This window comes from Amycolatopsis mediterranei, assembly GCF_026017845.1.
Lineage (GTDB): Bacteria > Actinomycetota > Actinomycetes > Mycobacteriales > Pseudonocardiaceae > Amycolatopsis > Amycolatopsis mediterranei.
On the sequence record NZ_CP100416.1, the window covers coordinates 4,445,645 to 4,469,174 of the forward strand.

17 protein-coding genes and 1 pseudogene are annotated in these 23,530 nt (G+C 73.2%); 4 read left to right on the plus strand and 14 right to left on the minus strand.

Going from position 1 to position 23,530, the window contains the following annotated elements:
• Window positions 1-70 precede the first annotated feature (70 nt).
• On the minus strand, window positions 71-1,885 hold the full coding sequence (locus tag ISP_RS20635; protein WP_013225751.1) for a glycoside hydrolase family 15 protein: 1,815 nt from the start codon (window positions 1,883-1,885) through the stop codon (window positions 71-73).
• 141 nt (window positions 1,886-2,026) lie between these two features.
• Between ISP_RS20635 and ISP_RS20640 the strand changes: the two genes are divergently transcribed.
• The gene (locus ISP_RS20640; RefSeq protein WP_013225752.1) at window positions 2,027-3,427 is read left to right on the plus strand and encodes an MFS transporter; all 1,401 of its coding nucleotides are present in this window, start codon (window positions 2,027-2,029) and stop codon (window positions 3,425-3,427) included.
• A gap of 84 nt (window positions 3,428-3,511) precedes the next feature.
• Here the strand turns inward: ISP_RS20640 and ISP_RS20645 are convergent.
• The 3 genes and pseudogenes from ISP_RS20645 to ISP_RS20655 form a co-directional block, all read right to left on the minus strand.
• Window positions 3,512-3,751: pseudogene (locus ISP_RS20645) on the minus strand (ion channel); the annotation flags it as partial.
• Between the two features lie 179 nt (window positions 3,752-3,930).
• Complete coding sequence (locus ISP_RS20650; RefSeq protein ID WP_013225753.1) at window positions 3,931-4,335, minus strand: SHOCT domain-containing protein; 405 nt, start codon at window positions 4,333-4,335, stop codon at window positions 3,931-3,933.
• 261 nt (window positions 4,336-4,596) lie between these two features.
• Window positions 4,597-7,263: a LuxR C-terminal-related transcriptional regulator gene (locus ISP_RS20655; RefSeq protein WP_013225754.1), complete on the minus strand. Its 2,667-nt coding sequence runs from the start codon at window positions 7,261-7,263 to the stop codon at window positions 4,597-4,599.
• 203 nt (window positions 7,264-7,466) lie between these two features.
• On the opposite strand from ISP_RS20655, the gene ISP_RS20660 reads away from it, so the two are divergent.
• Window positions 7,467-7,721, plus strand: coding sequence for a hypothetical protein (locus tag ISP_RS20660; RefSeq protein WP_013225755.1), 255 nt, complete (start codon window positions 7,467-7,469; stop codon window positions 7,719-7,721).
• A 301-nt stretch (window positions 7,722-8,022) separates the two neighbouring features.
• Here ISP_RS20660 and ISP_RS20665 read toward each other — a convergent pair whose 3' ends face one another.
• Complete coding sequence (locus tag ISP_RS20665) at window positions 8,023-9,387, minus strand: DUF2252 domain-containing protein (RefSeq protein WP_013225757.1); 1,365 nt, start codon at window positions 9,385-9,387, stop codon at window positions 8,023-8,025.
• Between the two features lie 323 nt (window positions 9,388-9,710).
• A complete protein-coding gene (locus tag ISP_RS20670; protein WP_013225758.1) occupies window positions 9,711-10,217 on the minus strand; it encodes a DUF1269 domain-containing protein in 507 nt (168 codons plus the stop codon).
• Window positions 10,218-10,424: 207 nt separating this feature from the next.
• Here ISP_RS20670 and ISP_RS20675 point away from each other — a divergent pair, with 207 nt between their 5' ends.
• Window positions 10,425-10,886 (plus strand): DUF7144 family membrane protein, encoded by a 462-nt coding sequence (locus tag ISP_RS20675; RefSeq protein ID WP_013225759.1) that lies wholly within the window; start codon window positions 10,425-10,427, stop codon window positions 10,884-10,886.
• A gap of 105 nt (window positions 10,887-10,991) precedes the next feature.
• Window positions 10,992-13,544, plus strand: coding sequence for a LuxR C-terminal-related transcriptional regulator (locus ISP_RS20680; protein WP_013225760.1), 2,553 nt, complete (start codon window positions 10,992-10,994; stop codon window positions 13,542-13,544).
• 13 nt (window positions 13,545-13,557) lie between these two features.
• Here ISP_RS20680 and ISP_RS20685 read toward each other — a convergent pair whose 3' ends face one another.
• The 8 genes from ISP_RS20685 to ISP_RS20720 form a co-directional block, all read right to left on the minus strand.
• Entirely contained in the window at window positions 13,558-14,775 is a 1,218-nt protein-coding gene (locus ISP_RS20685) for an AI-2E family transporter (protein ID WP_013225761.1), read from the minus strand.
• A 114-nt stretch (window positions 14,776-14,889) separates the two neighbouring features.
• Window positions 14,890-15,900, minus strand: coding sequence for an SMP-30/gluconolactonase/LRE family protein (locus ISP_RS20690; protein ID WP_013225762.1), 1,011 nt, complete (start codon window positions 15,898-15,900; stop codon window positions 14,890-14,892).
• A gap of 62 nt (window positions 15,901-15,962) precedes the next feature.
• On the minus strand, window positions 15,963-17,696 hold the full coding sequence (locus tag ISP_RS20695; RefSeq protein WP_013225763.1) for a PQQ-dependent sugar dehydrogenase: 1,734 nt from the start codon (window positions 17,694-17,696) through the stop codon (window positions 15,963-15,965).
• Between the two features lie 299 nt (window positions 17,697-17,995).
• A complete protein-coding gene (melA, locus tag ISP_RS20700; protein ID WP_013225764.1) occupies window positions 17,996-19,303 on the minus strand; it encodes an alpha-glucosidase/alpha-galactosidase in 1,308 nt (435 codons plus the stop codon).
• 36 nt (window positions 19,304-19,339) lie between these two features.
• Complete coding sequence (locus ISP_RS20705; protein WP_013225765.1) at window positions 19,340-20,221, minus strand: carbohydrate ABC transporter permease; 882 nt, start codon at window positions 20,219-20,221, stop codon at window positions 19,340-19,342.
• Window positions 20,218-21,039 carry a carbohydrate ABC transporter permease gene (locus tag ISP_RS20710; RefSeq protein WP_013225766.1) on the minus strand — a complete coding sequence of 274 codons (822 nt, stop codon included), beginning with the start codon at window positions 21,037-21,039 and terminating at the stop codon, window positions 20,218-20,220. Before ISP_RS20710 ends, ISP_RS20705 begins: the two co-directional genes overlap by 4 nt.
• 162 nt (window positions 21,040-21,201) lie before the next feature.
• Window positions 21,202-22,527 carry an ABC transporter substrate-binding protein gene (locus tag ISP_RS20715; protein WP_235190569.1) on the minus strand — a complete coding sequence of 442 codons (1,326 nt, stop codon included), beginning with the start codon at window positions 22,525-22,527 and terminating at the stop codon, window positions 21,202-21,204.
• A 154-nt stretch (window positions 22,528-22,681) separates the two neighbouring features.
• Window positions 22,682-23,497 (minus strand): endo alpha-1,4 polygalactosaminidase, encoded by an 816-nt coding sequence (locus ISP_RS20720; RefSeq protein WP_013225768.1) that lies wholly within the window; start codon window positions 23,495-23,497, stop codon window positions 22,682-22,684.
• Between the last annotated feature and the right edge of the window lie 33 nt (window positions 23,498-23,530).

Below are 23,530 nucleotides of genomic sequence, written 5' to 3' on the forward strand. Positions count from 1 at the left end.
CTCGACGGGTGCTTCATCGTGTGTCAGGCCGGGTCCGGCCGGGTCACCCGCGACGGGCGAGACCGGCTCCTCAGCCGAGAGCGGCGTCGAGCGTGACGGCCGCGTCGATGAGCGCCAAGTGTGTGAACGCCTGAGGGAAGTTGCCCAGCTGCTCGCCGGTCGGGGCGATCTCCTCGGCGTACAGGCCGACGTGGTTGGCGTAGGTCAGCATCTTCTCGAACGCCGTGCGGGCTTCCTCCAGCCGCCCGGCGCGGGCCAGCGCGTCGACGTAGGCGAAGCTGCACAACGAAAACGTGCCTTCGGAGCCGGCCAGCCCGTCCGGGGACGCGGCGGGGTCGTAGCGGTAGACCAGGCTGTCGGTCACCAGGCTGTCCTGGATCGCGTCGAGCGTCGAGAGCCACAGCGGGTCCTTGGGCGGGAGAAAACCGGTGCGGGGCATGCGGAGCAGGGCCGCGTCGAGGTCCTCACCCGTGTCGTGCTGGACGAAGGCGTTGCGCGTGCGGTGCCAGCCGCGGGCGAGGATCTGGCCGTGGATGCTGTCGCGCTGCCACGTCCAGTCCTCCACCGGCGCCGGCCGGCCGTGGGCGGCGGCCAACCTGATGCCGCGGTCGAAGGCGACCCAGCTCATCAGGCGGCCGTAGGTGAAGCGCTTGCGGCCGCCGCGGGTCTCCCAGATGCCTTCTTCGGGCTGGTCCCAGTGTTCGCCCAGCCAGTCCAGAGCCGCGCGCAACGCCGTCCAGCCCTGGTGGGGCAGCTCGAACCCCGCGCCGTCGGCGGCGAAGACGCTGTCGAGTGCTTCGCCGTAGATGTCGAGCTGCAGCTGCCCGGCCGCGTCGTTGCCGATCCGGACCGGGCTCGACCCGCGGTACCCGGACCAGTGGGCGAGGCTCTCCTCCCGCAGGTCCGTGGTGCCGTCCACCCGGTACAGCACGGAGAGCGGCCCGCTCGTGCCGCCGACGCCTTCGCGGATGCGGTCGCCGAGCCAGTTCCCGAACCGGGCCGCCTCCTCCGCGAACCCGAGCGACAGCAACGCCGAAACCGAAAACGACGCATCCCGGACCCAGGTGTAGCGGTAGTCCCAGTTGCGCTCGCCGCCGAGCTGTTCGGGCAGCCCGAGGGTGGGCGCGGCGACCAGGCCACCGGTCGGCGCATAGGTGAGCAGCTTGAGGGTGATCGCCGAGCGGGCCACGATCTCCCGCCAGCGGCCGCGGTAGGTGGACCGGGCCAGCCACGAGCGCCACCAGTCCACAGTGGACCGGAAGAGCTCCTCGAACTCGGCGACGCGGATCTCGCGCGGCGGCTCCGCGGCGTCGGTCTCCAGCATGACCCCGCGGACCTGGCCGGCCGTCAAGCTGAGACTCAGGTGGACGTCACCGCCTTCGACGCGCGCCTCGGCGAGGTGCTCGTCGCCCGGCTCGCGGACCGCGTGCAGCGCCAGGGAAGTCTCCCGCGCGACGAACACCGCACCGTTCGCGACGAGGATCGCCTGGTGCGGACGGCGGCCGTAGTCGAACCGGGGCGCGACCACCACGTCGAACGTCATCCGGCCGCGGACGCAGCGCACGAGCCGGGCGATCCGGTGCCGGGTCGTGGCACCCGTGCCGCACGGCGGCATGAAGTCGACGACCTCGCCGAGGCCGTCCGGGCCGGAGAACCGGGTGATCAGCACCGCGGTGTCCGGGTGGTACATCTGCGAACTGGCGCACGCGCCGGCCGGGCGGATGCGGAACCGGCCGCCGTGCTCGTCGTCGAGCAGGGCGCCGAAGACCGACGGCGAGTCGAAGCGCGGGGCGCAGAACCAGTCGATCGACCCGTCGGTCGTCACCAGCGCGGCGGTCTGCAGGTCACCGATCAGCCCGTGCTCGGCGATCGTGGTCTCGGTCATCGTTCCTCCAACGGGGGCACCGGGTTCTCCTCGGGTGCACCGTCGCCGGGGCGGGGCCGCGCTGCCTCATCCCCGCGGGGTGAGGTGGCCCGGGGCCGCCGCACGCCAGTGTGTGCGCCACCCCAGCAGGAAGGCCCGCCGATGATCGTGCTGCCCCTGGCCCTCGCCCAGTTCGTGGCGAGCTACGCGGCCACCACCATGACCGTGGCCGTCAGCGCCATCGCCGCCGACCTCGGCACGACGGTGATCGGCGTGCAGACGGCGATCACCGTGTTCACCCTCACCATGGCGTCGCTCATGGTGCCCGGCAGCAAGCTGAGCGACCTGCTGGGCCGCAAGCGCTGCTTCCTGGCCGGGCTGGCCGTCTACGGCGCCGGCGCGCTGCTGGCCTCGGCCGCCCGCGGGCCGGGCCTGCTGATCTTCGGGTACTCGTTGCTCGAGGGAATCGGGTCGGCCCTGATGATCCCGCCGATCTACATCCTGGTCACGGTGACCAGCCGCGACCTGACCGCCCGCGCGCGGGCCTTCGGCGTGGTCAGCGGGGCGGGCGCGCTGGGCGCCGCGGCCGGGCCGCTCGTCGGCGGCCTGGTCACGACGTGGTTCGGCTGGCGCGCGTCCTTCCTCCTGCAGGTGCTGCTGGTCGGCGTGATCGTCGTGCTGGCCCGGCGGATCACCGAGCCGCCGTCGCCGCCGCGCGAGCGGCACTTCGACGTCCCCGGCGCGATCCTTTCCGCGGCGGGGCTGTTCTTCGTCGTCTTCGGCGTCCTGCAGGCGGGCACCTACGGCTGGCTGGTGTCACGGACGGACTTCGCCGTCGGCGGGGTGGTGCTGCTGCCCGCCGGCGGGCTGTCGCCGGTGTGGCTGTTCGCCGGCATCGGCGCCGCCTTCCTGTTCGTGTTCTTCAGGCACGTCCGGGCGCGGGAACGGAAGGGCCGGGAGCCGCTCGTGCCCTCCGGGCTCTTCCGCGACCGCGTCACCGGACTCGGCTTGCTGACCCAGCACGTCCAATGGCTCGTCCTGCAGGGGTCGTTCTTCGTGGTGGCGGTCTTTCTGCAGGAGGTCCGCGGGTACGACGCCGTCGAGACCGGGCTGATGCTGACCCCCGCGACGATCGGCATCCTGGGCGCCTCGGCGGCCGCCGGGCGGCTGGCGCGCCGGCACTCCCAGCGCGGCCTCGTCCGGGCCGGCTTCCTCCTCACCGTCGCGGGCCTGGTCCTCGTGCTGCTGCTGGTCCGGGCCGGCTCCGGAGTGGCGAGCGCGGTGCCCGGGCTGTTCCTGCTCGGCGCCGGTGTCGGGATCATGCTGACGGCCTCGGTGAACCTGGTGCAGTCCCGCTTCCCGGACTCCGCGCAGGGCGACATTTCGGGAGTGTCGCGCAGCGTGTCCAACCTCGGCTCGTCGGTGGGGACGGCGCTGGCCGGGTCCGTCCTGGCCGGGACGCCGCACCTCGGCGGGCGTTCCTTCGCGCTGGCCCTCGCGACCCTGGTCGTCGTGGCGGTGGCCGGCCTGCTCGCGGCCCTGCTGCTGCCGGCGCCGGACTGATCCGCCGTCCGGGGAGGAGTGCCGGACCGCGGTGACGATCACCCGCAGGACCACCCCCAGCACCACGAGGTCGGCGATCATCTGGAGGGTCACCAGCACCCGGGCAGCGGTGGCGGCCGGGGCGATGTCGCCGAAGCCCACGGTGGTGAACACGGTGACGGTGAAGTAGAGCGCGTCGGTGCGCGTCAACGCCGTGCCGAACGAGCCGGCGCTGTCGTGGGCGAGCACGTAGTAGCCGTCGGCGAACAGCAGCAGGAAGAGCGGGAGGATGAGGGCGAGTGCCTGGACGCCCTGCCAGGCCGGGAAGGGCGAGCGCAGGATCATCCGCACCTCGCCGGCGACCAGCAGCACCACGAGGGCGAGCCCGGCCGCGAAGAGGACCGCCGTCCACGGCCGCAGGGCCTGGTCGACCGGCAGCAGGTAGTAGAGGCAGACGAGCGCGGTGACCGTGAGCAGCGGCCGGAGCACCGCGAGGTGGACGAACCGCCACCGGCGCGCCGCGCTCAACGTGCGAGGGCCTTCCGCTTGAGGGCCTGGTATTCCGCGTCGTCGATGACGCCCTCCTCCAGCAGCCGCCGGGCCTGGGCGATCTGGGCCGCGCCCGTGGTGTCCGATGTGGACACCGAGCGCACGTAGCCGTCGAACCGGTCGCGCGCGGCCGCTTCGCGGGCGCGCTGCCGCTCGGGCAGGTGCCGCCCCTGGGTGACCAGGTAGAGCAGGACGCCGAGGAACGGCAGCACGATCAGCAGCACCGTCCAGCCGGCCTTGGCCCAGCCGGAGACGTCGTCGCGGCGGAACAGGTCGCCGAACGCCAGGAACAGCAGCCAGAACCAGGCGATCCAGCAGAAGAACACCAGCATCGTCCACATCAGACCGAGAAACGGGTACTCCGCGCTCGCCAGTGCCATGACTTCTCCTCGTCCGGGATGGGGGCCGGGCACGCTCGCGCGTGCCCGGCCCCACTCGACCGGATCCCGGCTGGGGCCGCTTCACCCGCTCCGGGTGGGGCGAACCTGTGGGCCGTCGGTCCGCCGGCTGTGTTGTCGGCGGGTGCCGTTCCGGCCGCCTGCCGTGTTGTCGCGAGCGCCATCCCGGCCGTCGCGCCTGGCTCGCCTCTTCCTCCGGCTGATCACACGGCACCCCGGCCGCCCCCGCTCGAGGACCGCCGCTCAGACCGTGAAGTCGGCGACTTCGGCGTCGAGCAGCCCGCGTTCCTGCGCGATCGTCACGGCCTCACGCCTGCTGCGGACGTCGAGTTTCGCGTAGATGCCGCGGACGTGGGTCTTGACGGTGTTCGGCGAGACGGTCAGGTCCTCGGCGATCTCGTCGATCGACCGCTGCGTGGGCAACAGGCGCAGGACGCTGCGCTCGCGTTCGGTCAGCGGCGCCGGCATCGGCGGGGTGCGCAGCCGGCGGCGGACGGCGAGGATCTCGCCCGCGAACCGCTCGCCGGTGCCCAGCCCGCCCAGCCGGCTGGTCAGGAACCCGATCAGCTCGGGCGGGGCGAAGACGAACGGGAACCGGACGCCGGTGGGTTCGGCGGCCCGCAGCGCCTCGTCCAGCAGCCGGGCCGCCCGGTCCCGTGCCCCGGCCGCCAGCGCCGCCTGCACGCCGATCAGGGATGCCTCGATCCCGGCCCAGGCCAGTTCCATCGGGGCTTCGCCCTCCGCCAGGGACCGCAGCACGGAACTCGCCGCGTGGTGCCGGCCGAGCCGCAGCTGGGTCCGGGCGCGCATCAGCAGCAGCTCGCCCGAGCCGGCGAGGACCGGGAGGGCCCAGCGGACGGTTTCCCGCGACTGGGCCGCCGCGCCCAGCCGCAGGGCGGCGCGCTGCTCCAGCACGGCGCAGAGGGCCGCGTGGCCGGATGGGCAGGCGCGTCCGGCGCCGAGGCGGGTGCGGGCCCGGCGCATCCGCCGCAGCCCCGCGTGCCAGCCGCCGAGCTCGAACTCCGCGGCTCCCCGCAGGGTTTCGGCGAACAGCCGCAGTTCCCTGGCCGCCCGCGCGGGCGCGTCTCCGAGCAGCTGCCCGACCCGTTTCGCCTGCAGCAGGCATTCGGCCGGTTCCCCGGACAGCAGAGCTCCGTACGCCAGCAGCGCACCGGCCTGGGCGCCCTGCAGCGACCGCGGGGGATCCTGGCGGGGCAGGCGGGCGCCGGCCCGGCGGGCCAGCGTCTCCATCGCCCGGTAGTCGCCGTCGTGGCAGGCCAGCTCGGCCAGCAAGGTGAGGCACTGGGCGACGGTGAAGTCCTGGTGGACCTGCTCGGCGGTGCCGAGCACCCGCAGCAGGGCTTCCCGGGCCGGCTCGCGCTCGTCGCGGCCGATGAGGACACCGGCGCGGTGCAGGGTCGCGAGGCCGCCCAGCCCGGCGCCGGCGGCCAGCTCCTCGTCGACCTCCGCGGCGACGCGGGCGGCCTGGGGCGCGCTGTGGTCGAGCTGGGCGAGCCAGGAGTAGGTCAGCTGCCGCAGGACGGTCAGCTCCGGCGTCGGCCGGTCCGGCCACGACGCCTCGGCCCGCGCCAGCTGCAGGCCGGCCGCCGACGTCTCGGCCGCCTCCAGGTACAGCCCGGCCGCGATCAGCGCGGCCGGCGGATCGGCCGCGATCCGGCGGTCCTCCAGCAAGGTCAGCGCCACCCGCAGGACGTGGTGCTCACCCGCGAGGAACAGCGTCACGGCGTGCTCGCGCAGCAGCTCGCCGACCCGGGCGGGCCGGCCGGAGCGGACGCTGTGCAGCAGCGCCTGCGCAGGCCGGTCGTGCTCGGCGAACCAGCCGGCCGCCTTCGCGTGCAGGGAGCGCGCCCGGTCCGGCGCCCGCCGGTGCAGGTCCGCGCGCAGGTAGGTGCGCAGCATCGGCAGCACCCGGTGGTGCGGCGGGGTGCCCGTGGAATCGATGAGCTGGGTGGCCGGCTCGCCGAGTTCGCGGAGCATCGCTTCGGCATCCGTGCGCCCGGAAAGCACCGGGGCCAGCCCGGTGGGGACCTCGTCGCAGATGCTGATCGTCCGCAGCAGTTCCCGCTGCGCCGGGGTGAGGGCGGCGAGCACCTCGTCGGTCAGGTAGCCGAGCGCGGCGCCGTCCCGGCCGGAGAGGAAGTCGCGCAGGCTGCCGTGCCGGGCGGCGGACGCCGCCGCGAGCCGCAGCCCGGCCGGCCAGCCGCCGGTCCGGGCGACCAGCTCGGCGACCTGGTCCCGCGGGATCGCCGGGCCGGCGGTGGCCAGCAGCGCGTTCGCTTCTTCGGCGGTGAACCGCAGCCGGCCGGCGCCGACCTCGGCGAGCCGGTCGGCGAGCCGGGCCCGGCCCAGCGGCAGCGGCGGTTCCCGCCGGCTCGCGACCGCCAGGCACAGGCCCGCCGGCTGGTGGCGGACCAGCGTCCGCAACCCGTGCCACGGACCGGGCGAGGTGATCTCTTGAGCGCTGTCGAGGACGAGCACGACGGGTTCGGGCAGCGCGTCGAGCGCGTCGGCGACCTGGGCCAGGAAGGCGAGATCGGTGCTCGGCACTTCGGGAACCGCCAGCCGCCGCAGCGGGTTGCCGGCCGGGATCCGGCCGCAGCGGCCGAGGGCTTCGAGGACCGCGGACCAGAAGAGCCGGTCGTCGTTGTCGTCGGTGTCGGCCGACAGCCAGGCGACCGTGCCGCCGTCCCGGCGCCGCGCCCATTCGGCGAGCAGCACGGTCTTGCCGAACCCGGCCGGGGCGCCGACGAAGACCATGGCCGCCTCGCCGGTTCCGTCGAGGGCGGTGAGCAGACGCGGCCGCGACACGAAGTCCGCGGGTGGCCGGGGCACGGTGATCTTGGTCCTCGGTACCCGTCTTCGGGACGGGACTTCGTGGCACTGCCGCATGTCCGTTCCTCCTTCGTGATCGGTTTGCGGATAATCCCGGCGGATCCTGCCACGCAATTGGCTCGGCTCACCCGCCGCGGGCGAAGAGAACGGCGGTCGCGGGCACAATGGTGGGCCGGGTGAAAAATCGTGGAGATTCTCCCGGGAAACCGCATCGGCGATTCGCCGTTTCCCAGTTCTGCTGGCTCGGACCGGGTGAGGTCGTGGTTCTCGACGTGGTGCGGACCGGCCGGATCAGCGTCGGTTCGGTGCTGCTCGGGCTGGCCGTCGCGCTGTCCGCGCTGACCCCGGTGGCCGAGCTGCGAACGGGGGTCCGAGCCGGTGCTGACCTGGTCGCGCGGCTGGTCTTCCTGCCGGTGCGCGGCTGGTCCGCGCTGGTGGTGCTGTTCGACGTGGCGCTCGTCGCCCGCGCGTGGTTCTCGGCGGGCCGGGCCCGCCGCGACCGGGGCACCCGATGAGCCGGGCGGGTGTCGCCGGTCTGGCGAGGGGGACGAATTACGTGTTCCGGGGCGGCGGCGCCATTCCGGATCGGGCCGCCGAAGGTGTCGGGGATTTCCGCGGTGTGCTGGTCGTGCCCGTGCCGCCGGATACGATAGTTTTCGGGACCGTCGCCGATCCCGGAAGCCTTCCGGTGATCCTGCGGCGGCTCGAAGCGCTCGGGATGCACGTGCATTCCGTGCACCGGGTCCGGGAGCTGCCGGGGACGGTGCACCGCGCCGGCGGGTGAAGGCCGGTGCGCGGCACCCGCGAGGTGCTCGGTCACGACGCGGGGGCCGCCGTGACGTGACCGAGCCGGATCGCCTGGCGGAGGGCGGCGTGGTCGCGTTCGTTCTGGTCGGCGCATGCCACGGCGAACTGCCCGACGGCCTCGGCGAACGCCGGGCTCGAACCCAGGTAGGCGGCGATCGCGAGGGCGTCCCCGGTGCGCGCGTGCGCCCGGGCCAGTGTCCACCCGCACAACCGGGCGTGGGCCCGCAGGACGTCCGGGCTCATCGCGGTGACGTCGCCGACAGCCTGGTCGTCGCGCGACCGGCGGACGTGGAACTCCCGCGCGCGGCCGTCGAAAGCCGTGGTCCGGGCCCAGCCGAGGAAGACGTCGCCGGTGGCCTGGATCAGCCGCTGGCCGGTGACCACCCGCCTGCCGGGCCCGCCGGGCACGGTGGCGCCGGTGTACTCCTGCAGCACCGACGGCCGGATCTCCTTCAGCTGCAGGAAGAGCGGGTCGCCGGTCCCCGTGCGGACGAGCAGCGCCAGCCAGCTCCGCGTGCCCGCGTCGGCCGGCCCGGTCACCGTGCGGGCCGCGTCGGCGAGCCGGTAGCGGTCCAGCAGTGCCCTGCGCGCGGGCCCGAGGGTGCGCCGGTACTGCGCGAGCACGGCGCCGAGGCGGTCGGTGAGCGTCGCCGGGTCGCCGTCCCCGGCCAGGTGACCCGCCGGGACGACCGAAGGCGGCCGCGCGGCCAGCCGCAGGTGCCCGTCGCGGATTTCGGTCCACCGCCGGACGCCGGCGGGGCGGCGCTTCTCCGTGCCCAGCCGGTGGGCGGCGACCACCCGCAGCGTCCGGGCGTCGGCGGGGGCGAAGAAGATGTCGAGCGACGTGCGGCGCGCGAAGTCGTGCATCGCCAGGCGGTAGGCCTCGACCGCGGCGAGCACGCTGCGCCGGCGCAGGGCCGCCGTGTGGCCGTTCTCCCGGCCGGTGACCTCGAAGCTCGCGGCCAGCCGCTTGACGTCCCATTCCCACGGCGCGGGCAGGGTTTCGCCGAAGTCGGCGAAGTCGAACACCAGACGCCGGCCCTGGGCGGTGAACAAGCCGAAGTTGGCGAGCTGGGCGTCGCCGCACGCCTGGACGCCGAACCCGGTCCGCGGGGTCAGGGCGAGGTCGGCCGCCGCGGGGAGGGCCGCACCGCGGAAGTAGGCGAGCGGCGAGGCGGCCATCCGGCCGTAGCGCAGCGGCAGCAGTTCGGGGACCCGGTCGCGGTCCTGGCGGGCCAGCAGCGTGAGGGGATCGGCGCGCCGGAGGGAGCAGGGGAACTCGGCGTGGCCGTCCGCGGGGACGGCCACGCGCGCCGCGCGGGCCCGGGCGATCCGCACGTCGGGAGCCGCGGTCTCGTTGTCGGTGAGAGTCATGGGACGGATCGTCGGGCGCGGAGCCGTCCGGGGCGTCGCCCGCCGGGGGTGAAGCGGGGAGTCATCCACCACGGGTGACGACCCGCGGCGGCCCTGGCCGCAGGGTGAGGCGTGGAGGTGCGGTGATGACGAAGCGGACGACGAGTGGCCGGCATCCCGGTGGGTGCGCCGCGGAGATCTCCCCGCCGGTCCGGCCCGGCGCCACGCTTCGCCATCCCGTCCGGCCGGCCCCGGCGGCGCTCTCGGGGGAGCGCGCGGGGCGGGCGACCTCCCACACAGGACCGCGGCGGCGCTCGGGGGCGTCGCCGCGGTCCTGCCCGCGGCTACCGCATTTCCCGCTGCGAGGACTCGTCGAAGGCCTCCCGCAACCGGGCTTCCTCGACGTCGGAGAGGTTGGTGCTCAGCAACGTGGCACCGGTTTCCTTGAACGGCTCGACGACCCGGTCCAGCACGGTGTCCTCGGACATCACGAACAGCGCGGAGGTCCCCGGGGTGACCTGGGACCGGACGGTGCCGATGAACTCCTCGTCGATCCCGACGTGACTCAATGACCCGGTGAGCGCGCCGATCGCCGCGCCGACGGCCATGCCCAGCAGGGGCACCAGGAAGATCAGGCCGAACAGCAGGCCCCAGAAGCCCCCGCCCAGCGCGCCGACGCCGGTCAACGAGCCGAGGTCCTTGGTCTTCGGCTTCTTCCGGCCTTCGGGCCAGCTCACGTAAGCCGCATCGGCGATCGAGATCAGCTGCTGCTTCTGCAGCTGCCGTAGCAGATCCAATGCGTTTTCGGCACCTTCGACGGTCGGGAACCGCCACACGGTCAACGTGGACATGACGTCCTCCTCGGTCTGGGAGATCGGTGGTCGTGCCGCACTGTTTCCCGGGTGCGGGCGGGCGGCATCGCCCACGCCGTGTGAGCCGCGCGGATCCCGCGCCGGCGCCGGCTGATCTCACCTGGGGCGGGCGAGGACCGGCGGACCGGCGACCGACCATGATCGCCCGGGTCCGCAGCCCAGCACGAGGAACGAGGAAGAAGGACCATGACCGAACCCATGCAGCCCCGGACCGGCACGACCGGCGCCCGGGCCCCCGTTCCGCCGGACCGGGCCGTCGCGCGCTCGCGGCGGGTCGGCTGGATCTGGTTCGCCGGGGCGATCACCGTCCTGGCCGGACTGTTCAACGTGGTCGAAGGCGTGGTCGCGCTGTTCGACCGGGACTACTACGTGATCGGCCCGTCGGGACTGCTCGTCTTTTCCCTGGCCGGCTGGGGCTGGCTCCACCTGATCGTCGGCCTTCTCGTCGTGGTGACGGGGATCGCCCTCTTCACCGGTTCGCAGTGGGCGCGGGTCGTCACGGTCGCGCTCGCCGGGTTCAACGCGCTGGCGCAGCTGGCTTTCCTGTCCGCGTACCCGTTCTGGGGCGTCATCGTGATCGCCCTCGACGTCCTGGTGATCTGGGCCGTCATCGTGCACGGCGACGAAGCCACCTACGAAATCTGGTGACCCCTGCCGTCCCGGTCGCCCGCCGGTGATCAGTACAGTCGTGGCCTCCGTCCGGCGCCGACCGCGGATCCGGGGCGACTTCTCCCGACAGCCGAGAGGGTTCACGTGCCCGATCGAACGACGCTCTCTTCCCGCCCGGTTCCCGGTGGGAAGGTCGCCCTGCCGCGGCTGCCGGGCATCTTCGTGCCCCGTCCCCGGCTCACGACGGTGCTGGACCGCGCCACCACCCGGCCCGTCACGGTGGTCCGGGCGCCGGCCGGGGCCGGCAAGACCACCGCGCTCGCCGGCTGGGCCGGCGACGGCCACGACGTCGCCTGGGTGTCCCTGGACGAAGACGACAACGACGAGCCACGGTTGTGGGCGGCGATCCTGGCCGCGTTGCGCCGCTGTCCCGCGGTGCCCGGCGACCGTGGTCTGGACCGGCTCGGCCCGCCGTCACCCGGGCGGCGGCGGGCCTTCCTGGCCGATCTGGACGACGCGCTCGCCGCCCCGGCCCGGCCGGTGCGGCTGGTGCTGGACGACCTGCAGGAGATTTCCCGCGCGGAACCGCTGGAGGCCCTCGCGGCCCTGGCCCGCGATCTGCCCGCCGCGATGCGGCTGGTGCTGGTGACCCGGGTGGAGCCGCGGCTGCGGCTGGCCCGGCTGCACGTCGAAGACGTCCTGTCCCGGGTGGAGGCGGCCGAACTCCGGTTCAGCGCCCGGGAAACGGCGAACCTGCTGCGCGCCACCGGGAGCGCGGTGAGCGACGACCGCGTCCGGGAGCTCACCGAACGCACCGGCGGCTGGGCCGCGGCCCTGGGCTGGGCCGCGGTTTCGGTGCGCGAAGCCGACGACGCGGACGGGCTCGTCGCCTCCGTCACCGGCGACGAGCGTGCCGTGGCCCGGTTCTTCGCCGACGAAGTGCTCGCCCGGCTGCCCGAGGCGACGTCGGATCTCCTGCTGTGCCTCTGCGTCTGCGACGCCGTCGGTCCGGCGCTCGCCGTCCGCCTGTCGGGCCGCGGGGACGCCGGGGCGAGATTGGACGACCTCGAGCGCGCGATGGGTCTCGTCACCCGCACGCCCGCCGACACCTACCGCCTGCCGCCGTTGCTCCGCGGGTTCCTGCGGGCCGAGCTGGCCCGGCAGGACCCGCAGCGGGTCCTCCGGCTGCACGGGATCGCCGCCGGCTGGTACGCCGGCGAAGGCCGGTACGGGGAGGCGCTCCGGCACGCCGTGGCCGCCCGCGACCGGCAGCGCGTCCTGGTGCTGGCCCGGGATCACGGCGTGCGCCAGGTGCTGACCGGCGACGGCGAGCCGGTGCGGATCGCGCTCACCCACCTGGGCGCGGCGACGGTCGCCGCGAACCTGCCGCTACGGCTGGCCTCGGCGGTGGAGAACGTCCAGCGCGGGCTGCCCGCCGAAGCCGCGGCCGATCTCGGCGCGGCGGACGACGGCCTGTGGCCCCTCGCCGCCCGGCACCTGGCCCTGGTCACGGGAAAACGCCCGCCGGAGACCGGGCTGCCGGCGGCGCCGCCGCCGGGCTTCGATGCTTGGTTCACCCTCGACCGCGCGTGGCGGTCGCTGCGCCGCGGTGCCCGCCGGCACGCCGTCACCCAGGGCCAGGAGGCCCTGCGCCTGGCGCACGCGGACCGGCTGGACCACCTCGTGCTGCACAGCCGGCTGGCGCTGGCCGTCGCCACCGCCGTCGGCGGCGATCACGCGGCCATGCGCCGGGCCTGCACGGGAGCGCTGGCCGTCGCCCGGCGGCACGGGTGGCGCCGGTCTCCGGGAGTGGCGGAATGCCACCTGATGCTGGCCTACGACGACCTGATGCGCGCCGAGCCGGTCGCCGCGGCCCGTGAGCTGGCCCAGGCGGCCGCGGCGGAAGTGCCCGGCGGCGCGCCGCTGCTGGGTCCGCTGCGCGAGTTCTTCGAAGGCATGGTGCGCTTCGACGACGGCGACCGGACTGCGGGCTCGCAGGTGATGCGCGTGGCGCGGCACCGGCTCGCCGGCCTGGACCTGCCGCCCGAGATCATCGCGGTGTGCGCGGTCGCCGAATACCAGGCGGCACTGGCGCTGGCCGAAGGCGTGCACGCGGCCGAGGTGCTCGCGTGGATGCACGAGCGGCTGCCCGGGAGCGGCGAGCTGGCCCTCCTGCGGGTCCGCGCCCACCTGGCGGCGGACGAACCGGCGGCGGCCGAGGCGGTCCTGCGCGACACCGGCGCGGCGGCCGCGCTGCTGCCGGCCACCCCGGTCGACCGGTGCCTGGCGGAAACCGCACTGGCGCTGCGTTCGCACCGCCGGACCAAGGCGCTGCACGCCCTCGATCGCGCGCTCGCCCTCGCCCGGCCGAACGGCCTGGTGCGGCCCTTCGCCCTTGCCGAGCCGCAGATCGGCCACCTGCTGATCGACCACTCCGGCGGATTCGGCTCGCTGGACCGGTTCGCCCAGGCGGTCCGCAGCCGGCTCGTCCCGCACGCCCCGCCCAGCGGCCTGACCGACCGCGAACAGGTGGTGCTGCAACGCCTGCCGTCGCAGCGGTCCCTGGACGAGATCGCCTCGGACCTGACCGTCTCGGTCAACACCGTGAAGACGCACGTGCGGGCCATCTACGGCAAGCTCGGGGTGAACAACCGGCGCTCGGCCGTCGTGGTGGCCCGCCACCAGGGGCTGACCTGAGCCCTTCGGACGTTCAGTCGTTCTCCCGGCGCGGGGCGGACAACAGCGCATCCGCCCAGCAGGCTCGCGGGTCGACGTCCACCAGCAGGGCCTTGGCCAGCAGGGTGGCCGGCACGGCCAGGATCGCGCCGAGCGGGCCCAGCAGCCAGGTCCAGAACACCAGCGCGAGCACGGTGACCAAAGTGGACAGTCCGACCGATCCGGCCACGAACCGCGGCTGGACCAGCGACTGCACCACGAAGTTCAGCCCGGCGTACACCACGAGCACCACCAGCAGGCTGCCCCAGCCGCCGTCGAGCAGGGCGATCACCGCGGGTGGGGCGACCCCGATCACGAAACCCACGTTCGGGATGTAATTGGTGACGAAGGCGAGCAGCCCCCACAGCAGCGCGCCCGGGACGCCCAGCAGGGCCAGTGCGGTGGTGTCGAGGGCCGCCACGAGCGCGCCGAACACGGTCGTCACGACCAGGTACCGCCGGGTGCCCGAGGCGAAACTCCGCAATGCCGCGGAAATCCACGGCCGGTCGCGCGCGATCCGGCCGAGGCGCTGGCCGGCCCAGGCCGTTTCGGCGCTGAGGAACAGCAAGAGCGCGAACAGGAACGCCAGGTTCGTGACCAGGCCGCCGACACTCGCGAGCAGCGAACCGGCCAGGCCGACGAGTTTTCCGGTGTCGAGGGAGGACACCATGGCGCGCAGTTCCGGTTCGCTGACGCCGAACCGGCCGAGGACGTTCAGCCCGTCGCGCACCAGCTCGTCGACCTGCCCGGTGTAGCGGGGGACCAGGGCCGAAAGCTGGGCGACGGACACCACGAAGACGAGGAAGAAGCCGACCAGGATCGCGTAGACGGTGACGACCAGCACGCCGACGGTCAGCCAGCGCGGCCATCCCTTGCGCCGCAGCCAGGTCCGGACCGGGTCGAGGGTGAGGACGACGACGAGGGCGAGGAAGACCGGCCCGGCGAACCAGGCGACGGCCTGCACGCCGGCCAGCACGACCACCGCGGCGGCGGCCCCGAGCAGCACGACGAGCGCGCGGGGCAGCGGGGCGCCGCCGGTCCCGGGGCCGGGCTCGGGAGCCCACGGAACCGGCGGCGGGTGCGCACCGCCGCCGAACCGGTCGGCGAGTCCCCGGAAGGGGTGACGAGCCCGCCGATCGCCGGCCGCACCCCGGTGCCGCCGGGGCTTGCGGAACCGGCGGGCCGGCAGATCGGTGAACGTTGCTCGCACCATGTGATTCCTCCGGAGACGGGCGGCGGCCATCTCACGGTGCCGGGGTCCGATCGTCTTGGCGTCACCCGGCACAGGGGAAAGCCACTCGACGCTCCGGGACGTTCGCCGGTTCGCTCAGTACGGGTTGCCCGGCACGTTGAGGTGCGTCTGGTACAGGCCGAACCCGCCGCCGAAGGAACCGGACGTGAGGTACAGCGTCTGCCCGTCCGGGCCGCCGAACGCCGCGTTCGTGGTGTTGCGCCCGGCGGAGATGGTGCCGAGCTGGGTGCCTGCCGGGGAGAAGACATGGACCAGTCCTTCGTCGGAGGAGGCCCAGTACAGGTTGCCCGCGCAGTCGACGGTGGCGCCGTCGGGGGTCCGCATGCTCGCGAACGTCGTGCGGTTGCCGGTGCTGCCGTCGGGGAAGACGGTGTACTTCATGATCACGTTCGCGCCGGTGGCCCCCACGTAGAGCGTTTTTCCGTCCGGGGACAGGACGACGCCGTTCGGCTGCCGCAGGGTGTCGTCGACGAGGCTGACCACGCCGTCGCGGACGCGGAAGACGCTGGTCCGGCCGCCTTGCTCGTCGGCGCGGTTGCCGCGCTGGTAGTTCGGGTCGGAGAAGTAGGTGGTGCCGTCCTGGCCGGTGGTCAGGTCGTTCGGCGAGTTGAACGCGTGGCCGAGGTAGTTCGCCGCGACGGTCGTCCGGCTGCGGTCGGCCAGGCGGTAGGCGGAAACGGTGCGGTTGTCGTGGGTGGCGGCGAGCACCTGCGTGCCGTCGGCGCTGATCGCCAGTCCGTTGCTGCCGGAGTCGGCGATGAACGTCTCGAAGGTGGCCGGCGGCGTGTACCGGAGCACCGCCGACGGCTGCACGCCCTGGGGGCCGGTGGGGTTCTGCAGGTTCGACAGCAGCAGGGTGCCCGTCCGCCGGTCCCAGGTGGGCCCTTCGAGGAAGGTGAACCCGCCGCGGACGAGCTGGGCCGCCACCGCCTGGCTCGGCAACGGCGGACCGTAGGTCGCGCCCGGGGTGCACGGTGCTGCCGTGGTGGTGCCCGACGCCGCGGGCGCCACCACGCCCGCGATGCCGAGCGCCGCCGCCGTCACCGTCCACAGGCGACGGTGGCGGGGTGTCCTGCGGTGCGCCATGACGACTCTCCTTCCGTGACGGGAACGGCCGCGGGCCGGTGGTCCCGGCCCGCGGCCGGGGTTCACCGTCCGAGCTCGACCTTGAGGATGCTTTCGTTGCTGTTGTTCGGGATGCTGTCCTTGTCGCCGTAGTTGCTGGTGGTCAGCCACAAGCCGCCGTCGGCGGACGGTTCCACCGTGCGCAGCCGCCCGTACGTGCCGTTGAGGTACTGCTGGACGTCGGTCAGGCTGTCACCGGAGATTTCGGCCCGGTACAGCCGGGTTCCGCGCTCGCAGGCGATGTAGAGGCCGGTGCGGACCACGGCGATGCCGCTGCACGAACCCTCGGCGACGGGGTAGGTGTGCTTGGGCGCGATGAAGCCGGGTTCGCTGCAGCTGCCCGTGGTGCCTTCGCAGCGGGGCCAGCCGTAGTTGCCGCCGCGGACGATCAGGTTGGTCTCGTCCATGACGGAGTTGCCGAACTCCTGTTCCCAGAGGTGGCCCTGGGCGTCGAAGGCCAGGCCCTGCGGGTTGCGGTGGCCGTAGCTCCACACCGGGGTGCCGAAGGGGTTGTCCGACGGGATGGAGCCGTCGGGGTTGATGCGCAGGACCTTGCCGGCGAGGACGGTGAGGTCCTGGGCCCAGTCGCCGTTCTGGCCGTCACCGGTCGAGATGTAGAGCTTGCCGTCGGGCCCGAAGCGCAGCCGGCCGCCGTTGTGGTATTTGTTGCGCGGAATGCCGGTGAGCAGCACCTGCGGGGTGCCGCTGAGCACGCCGCCGGTGTAGCGGACGCGCACCACCCGGTTGTCGGTCGAGCTGGTGTGCATCACGTACAGCCACGGATCGGCCGCGAAGCCGGCGGCCACGGCGAGGCCGAGAACCCCGCCCTCGCCGTCGGTTCCGGCCACGTCCGGCGTCCGGCCGACGACGGTCTTCGTCCCGGTGGCGGGGTCGAGGCGGACGATTTCGAAGGTGTCGCGGCGGCTGTAGAGCACCTGCCCGTCGGGCAGGGTGGTCAACCCCCACGGCAGGTCGGTTTCGGTGGTGACCCGGGTGACCGAGCACAGCGCCGTGGCGCAGGAGGCGCCCGTGGTGACCGCGACCGCGGTGCTCGGGGCCGACCGGTTGGCCTGCGCGTCGCGCGCCCGCACCTGGTACTGGTAGCGGGTGTTGGCGGCCAGGCCGCTGTCGGTGAACGAAGTCGCGGTGGCGCCGCTGGTCGAGCCGGCCACGGTGCCGTCGCGGAGCACCTCGTAGCCCGTGACGCCGACGTTGTCGGTGGACGGCGACCAGCGCACGGTGACCGTGGTGCCCGACGCGGTCGCCGTCACGCCGGTGGGCGTGGTGGGCGGCTCGGTGTCGGCCTCGCACTGCGGAACGCTGAGGGGGACCGTGGGGCTGGCCTGGGAGACGTTGCCCGCGGCGTCGCGGGCGTTGACGTACAGGCCCCAGGTGGCCCCCGGCACGACGGTCAGCTCGGCCGACAGCGCCGTGCCCGGCACCGACGTCATGAGCTGCCCGTCGTGGTAGACGTCGTAGAAGGCCACCCCGACGTCATCGGACGCCGCCGACCACGAGAACGTCACCCCGGTGCACGTCAGGTTCGCGGTGCGGGGATCGGCCGGCGCGGTCGGTGGCGTGGTGTCGGCGTCCAGCTTGACCAGCTGCCACCGCTGGTTGGCGCCGCCGGAGCCGGGCAGCGCCTTCCCGCTGTTGCGGTTGACCAGCACGTACGAGGCGCCGGTGTCCACGGTGGCGGCCGAGGCGGCCGGTGCCGGAAGCACGACACCCAGGCCCGACAGCACCACGGTGCACACCGCTCGGAGGACCGCGCGCTTCCTTCCCACGGTATCTCGCATGGTGTTCCTCTCTCACGGAATGCGAGGGGACTGGGAGCGCTCCCAATGCACGGTAGCGTAAACCATTTGCCGCGGACAAGCTCGGTGAGCGGGTATCCAACCACGGTCACGGCAGCCGGCCGGCGGCTCGCTCCAGCCCGTGGCGGCAGCCGCCGGAAACCTGCCGCCACTGGTAGGTGTGCGGCGCCACGCCGCCGACGGCGGTGACCACCACGGGGGCAGTACCGCGGCGGGTCCGCGTTCCCCGGAAGCCGCGGTCAGCGGCCGAGGACGGCGCGCAGGGCGGGCTGCAGCCGGTCGCCGTGGGCGCGGACCAGGTCGTCGCACAGCTCGAAGATCCGCTCGACCGGCAGGGCCGCCGCCGTGGCCGGGTCGATCATCGCCGCGTGGCGGATGTGGTGCGGGTCGTCCTCGACGGCCGCGCGCACGACCAGGTCGTTGACGCTCAGGTACGTCCGGTTGAGCGCCGCGAGCTGTGGTGGCAGCGCGCCGATGCGGGTCGGCCGGATGCCGGTGCCGTCGGCCAGGCACGGCACCTCGACCACGCCGCCGGACGGCAGGTTCTCGATCAGGCCCCGGTTGACGACGTTGCCGTACACCGTTCGCGGGGTGCCGGTGACCAGGCTGTGGACGATCTGCGGCGCGTATTCGCCCGTGCCCTCGACGGGCAGCGGTTCGCCGGCCGCGATCGCCTTCCGCGTCCGCTCGTACTCGGCTTCGTTCTCCGCGACGATGCCGAGGTAGTCCCCGATCGGCAGGCGGAGGCGCTCGATCTCGGTGTCGTGCTTGAGGTACCAGGGCACGTACTCGGCGGAGTGCTCGCTGGTCTCCGTCGGGTAGTAACCGAGGCGCCGCAGCATGTCGAACCGGACGCGCCGCCGCAGCTGGCCGTCGGATTCGGCCAGCTCGCGCAGCCGCGGGTAGAGGTCGGCGCCCGCGTGCTCGAACCGCAGCACCCACGCCTGGTGGTTGACGCCGGCCGCGACGTAGGTGACCTCGTCGAACGGCACCCCAACGAGCTCGGCGAGCCCGTGCACGGTCCAGTACACCGAGTGGCACAGCCCGACGACCCGGGTCAGCCCGGTGGCCTCGCTCAGGTACTGGACGTTCATCGCCATCGGGTTCGTGTAGTTCAGCAGCCACGCGTCCGGGCAGACGTCGGCGATGTCCGCCCCGAGCGCCTTGAGGAAGGGGAACGTCCGCAGCGCGCGGAAGATCCCGCCGATGCCGAGGGTGTCGCCGATGGTCTGGTGCAGCCCGTAGCGCTCCGGGACCTCGAAGTCGATGCGCGTCGCCGCCGCCATTCCGATCTGGACGATGTCCACGACGAAGTCCGCGCCGGTCAACGCTTCCCGGCGGTCCGCGTGCGCGGTGAGCACCGGTTTGACACCCCGAACCTCGGCGATCCGCCGGGCCGCGGCCAGCGCGGTGGCCAGCCGCTCGGGGTCGATGTCGTGCAGGGCGACGTGCACGCCGTCCAGCTCCGGGTAGGCAAACAGGTCGGCGAGCAGGCCCTGGGTGAACACGACACTGCCCGCGCCGACGAAGGTGATCTTGGTGGTCATCGAAAAGTCCGATCCGATTCGTACGAAGTGGACGCCTCAGCCCTTGAGCCCGCTGGAGGTGACCGACTGGATGAACGTCTTCTGCGCGCCGAGGAAGGCCAGCAGCACGGGCAGCACGGTGATGACGTTGCCCGCCATCACCGCGGCCCAGTTCGTGTGGTGCTGGCCTTGGAACGTCGTGAGCCCCAGCTGCAGCGTGTAGGTCGTGTCGTGGTTGACCGCGATCAGCGGCCAGGTCAGGTCGTTCCACGTGCTGAGGAACGTCAGCACGGCCACCGTGCTCAGCGCGGGCCGCGACAGCGGGAGCACGATGGTGAACAGCACGCGCAGCCGCGAGCAGCCGTCGATCCACGCCGCCTCTTCGAGCTCCCGGGGCAGCGACAGGAAGAACTGGCGCAGCAGGAACACCGCGAACGGCGTCACCAGCGACGGCACGATGAGCGCGCCGAGGGTGTCGATCAGGCCGAGCTTCTTCATCACGAGGAACGTCGGGATCATGGTGAGCTGGAACGGGATCGCCATCGTCGCGACCATCAGCGCGAGCAGCGCCCGCGAGCCGGTGAACCGCATCCGCGCGAACGCGTACCCGCCCAGCGTGCCGAAGAGCAGGTTCGACACGACGGTCACCGCCGAGACGATCAGCGAGTTCGTGAACCAGCGCAGGAACAGCGCGTTCTCGAGGACATAGCGGTACCCGGCGAAGTCCACGTGGGACGGCCACAGCGCGGGCGGGAACCGGTTGATCTCGGCGTTGCTCATCACGGAGCTGAGCAGCAGCCACACCAAGGGCGCCGCGAACAGCAGCGCCAGTGGCACCAGCAGCAGGTGCCAGGGACTGAAGGGCAGCCGGGGCGGGCGCAGCACGGGCAGCGCGGCGCGGGTCGCGGGCACGTCGATTTCGGCGGGCTGTGTGGTCATCGGAGCGCCTTCCCGGGCCGGCGCAGCAGGCGGACGGCGACCACGACGACCAGCAGGGCCAGCGCGAGCACGTAGGCCGACGCCGCGCCGTAGCCGGCGGTGAAGTTCTTGAACGCCTGCTCCCAGACGAAGTAGACGACGACCGTCGTCGAGCCGAGCGGACCGCCCTTGGTCGTCACGTAGACCAGGTCGAACACCTGCAGCGACGTGATCAGCTGCCACAGCACGAGGAACGCCGTCACCGGGGTGACCGCGGGCAGCGTCACGTGCCGGAGCACGCGCCACGTTCCGGCGCCGTCCAGCCGCGCGGCCTCGACCAGCGACGGCGGGACGTCCTGCAGCGCGGCCAGGTACACCACGACGCAGAAGCCGGTGCCGCTCCACAGCGTGATGCCGACCAGCACCAGCAGCGCCTGCGCCGGGTCGGTCAGGAAGCCCTGCGGCGAGATCCCGAGGTGGTGCAGCAGCGAGTTGGCCGCCCCGAACTGCGGGTCGAGGATGAAGGAGAACAGCACGCCCTGCGCGGTCGCCGACAGCACGAACGGGACGAACACGAGCGTCCGGTAGACGCCGACCAGGCGGATGCGCCGGTTCAGCGCCTGCGCCAGCAGGAACCCGAACAGGATGCTGAGCGGGACGTAGAGCACCGTGTACAGCACGGTGTTTTCCACGGCCTGGCCGAAGTGCGGGTCCTGGGCGAGCGCGGCGTAGTTGTCCAGGCCGACCCAGCGGCTCGGCGTCACCAGGTCGTCGACCTGGAAGGACAGCACCAGCGACCAGAGCACGGGCACCACGCCGAGGCCGAGGATGATGAGCACGGCGGGGGAGACGTAGGCCCACGCGGCCGCGGTCTCGCGCCGCCGGCGTCGGCTCGGTGTGACTGAGCTTTTCGGGGGGTCCGGGTGGCGGAGCCCCCGGCCCGAGGCGGAGCCTCGGCTTGGCACGGTGATGGGCCTCGGCAGTCCGGGCATGGCGGCTCCCTATCGCGGAATGATCAGGGCGGCGTTCGCGGCCGCGGCGCAGTCGCGCATGGCGTCGGCCGGCGTCGCCCGGCCGAGCAGCACGGCCACGATCGCGGTGCCGAGCGCCGCCGACACCTGGGGGTAGGCCGGGTGCACGGGCCGGACGCGGGCGTTCTCCAGCGCGTCGACGAAGACGGGCAGGCCCGGGGTCTCCGCGGTTTTCTCCTGCCACGCGGGCAGTTGCTGCGTCCCGCGGCTCAGCGGGAGGCTGCCCGCGCCGTCGTCCCAGCGGACGTCCTGGGCCGGGTCCGCCAGCCAGGACAGGAAGGTGCGCGCCGCCGCCACGCGTTCTTCGCCGTTGTCGAACAGCGTCCAGGTGTCCGGGCCGGAGATGGTGACCGGACGGCCGCTGAAGGTCGGCAACGGCACGACCGCGTAGTCGATCCCGGCGTCGGCGATGTCGGGCAGCTGCCACGGCCCGGTCGGGACCATGCCGATGTGACCGGCTTCGAACGCCTGGTACATCTGCTCGCTGCCGGTCTTCGGGTCGAGGTAGACCGCGTGCGCCGCGGCGAGGTCGCGGAGGACTTCGAGGGCGCGGACGCCCTGGTCGGCGAAGCCGATGCCGCGCCCGCCGGCGCCGATGACGTCGCCGCCGAGGTCCCACACCATCGGCCACAGCCGCCACACGGTGTCCTCGTCGCCGGTGGCCGGCCAGGCGGTGCCGAAGGTGCCGCTGCCCGCGTCGGTGAGTTTCCGCGCGGTGGCGACGAAGTCGGCCCACGTCCAGCCCGCGGCGGGCACCGGGATCCCGGCGCCGGCGAACAGCGCCTTGTTGCACACCACGGCCAGCGAGTCGAGCAGCGCCGGGACCGCGCGGACGCGGCCGTTGACGGTGACCGCTTCCCGGGCCGGGGCCCAGAAGCCGGGGCCGGCGTCGACGAGGTCGGTGACGTCGACGACGCTGGGGCTGCGGGCCACGCTCGCGAGGTCCGAGCCGAAGACGTAGGCGATGTCCGGGAACGAGCCCGACGCGAGCGCCGCGGTGATCTTCTGGAGCATCGCGTCGGCGAGGACGCCACCGCCCAGGTCGATCCGGATCCCGGGGTGGGTCCGGTGGAAGTCCGCGACGAGCGCGTCGAGCACCTTCTTGCCGGTGTCGGTCTGGCCGTGCCAGATCTCGACCGTGACCGGGCCGCCGGTGGCCTTCGCCGGGCCGCACCCGGCGAGGGCGGCACCGAGGGCCAGACCACCGGCGCCGCGCAGGAATCCGCGGCGGTCCATCAGCGGGTCTTGCCGGGGAACGGGAATGACATCATCGTTGCTCCGGATGATGGTGGGCACGACCCCGCCTCGGACCACCAGCGGGTCCTGGCGACTCAGTCCGGGCTCGCGGTGAGAACCGACATACCGGCTGGGCATACCTCTGACGTCGGGTGTTCGGTTCGACGTGGACAGCAGTAAAGCGAGCGTGCTCGGACGTGTCAAGGTGCGCGCGTCAGCAGGTCTTGCGGACGTATCCGCTCGTTCCCTGGGGCACCACGTACAGGTCACGCCGGACGATGCTGATCTTGCTCTTCCAGTCCGGGCAGGCCTTGCTCATGCCCGAGGCGGTGTACTCGACGTCGACCACCCGGTTGTTGAACGGGCCCGCGTAGTCGGCGCACTCCTCGTATTCCCCGCATTCTTCGGTGACGGCGAAGTCGAGGCCGTTGGCGACCCGGTTGCCGGCCAGTTCCGGGGTGTTCTTCTGGGCGATGGCGAGGTTCTTGCTGTGGGCGTGGGCGGACAGGAGCTTGATGTACTCCTGCGCGTGCGTGGTGGTGAGCAGGTTCTTGGACCGGCTGTAGCTGTCGTAGTTGTCCGGCTCGATCGCCTGGTACCCCTTCGAGGCGCACGTGTCGATCCAGCCGTCGACCTTGGCCGCGACCCGGGTGCGCTTGTCGGACGTGCGCAGGTCGAGCAGGGTCTCCTTCCAGTCCGGGTCGACGACCTTGTTGCCGTTCGAATCGCGCAGCAGCAAGTCGCTCGGCCAGTCGCCGTCCGCGCCTTCCTGCGCCTGGAAAGCGTTGAGGTAGCAGATGTTGTACTTGCCGCTCGCCGGGGCCGCGGAGACGTCGCGGCTGACGATCTGCACCCCCGACGGCGGGGTGTAGGCGCCGCCGATCTGGTAGTCGAACCCGGCGGCCTGCGGGGGCAGGGTGACCGCGGCCGAGGCCGGGGCGGCGGCCGCGGCGAGCAGGCCGGCGGCCAGCGCGCCCACCGCCGTGAAAGAAGCGAATCGGTTGCCGTGGACGGGGAGAGAACGCTTCATCCGGACTCCATCATCGTCGGGGCTGTTGTCCGG

Bases quoted from the DNA above. Each gene is read 5' to 3' on its own strand.
- ISP_RS20665 (WP_013225757.1), bottom strand. From the start codon at position 9,387: ATGACTCTCACCGACAACGAGACCGCGGCTCCCGACGTGCGGATCGCC.
- ISP_RS20685 (WP_013225761.1), bottom strand. From the start codon at position 14,775: ATGGTGCGAGCAACGTTCACCGATCTGCCGGCCCGCCGGTTCCGCAAG.
- ISP_RS20640 (WP_013225752.1), top strand. From the start codon at position 2,027: ATGATCGTGCTGCCCCTGGCCCTCGCCCAGTTCGTGGCGAGCTACGCG.
- ISP_RS20650 (WP_013225753.1), bottom strand. From the start codon at position 4,335: ATGGCACTGGCGAGCGCGGAGTACCCGTTTCTCGGTCTGATGTGGACG.
- ISP_RS20720 (WP_013225768.1), bottom strand. From the start codon at position 23,497: ATGAAGCGTTCTCTCCCCGTCCACGGCAACCGATTCGCTTCTTTCACG.
- ISP_RS20635 (WP_013225751.1), bottom strand. From the start codon at position 1,885: ATGACCGAGACCACGATCGCCGAGCACGGGCTGATCGGTGACCTGCAG.
- melA (WP_013225764.1), bottom strand. From the start codon at position 19,303: ATGACCACCAAGATCACCTTCGTCGGCGCGGGCAGTGTCGTGTTCACC.
- ISP_RS20670 (WP_013225758.1), bottom strand. From the start codon at position 10,217: ATGTCCACGTTGACCGTGTGGCGGTTCCCGACCGTCGAAGGTGCCGAA.
- ISP_RS20655 (WP_013225754.1), bottom strand. From the start codon at position 7,263: ATGCGGCAGTGCCACGAAGTCCCGTCCCGAAGACGGGTACCGAGGACC.
- ISP_RS20705 (WP_013225765.1), bottom strand. From the start codon at position 20,221: ATGACCACACAGCCCGCCGAAATCGACGTGCCCGCGACCCGCGCCGCG.
- ISP_RS20675 (WP_013225759.1), top strand. From the start codon at position 10,425: ATGACCGAACCCATGCAGCCCCGGACCGGCACGACCGGCGCCCGGGCC.
- ISP_RS20690 (WP_013225762.1), bottom strand. From the start codon at position 15,900: ATGGCGCACCGCAGGACACCCCGCCACCGTCGCCTGTGGACGGTGACG.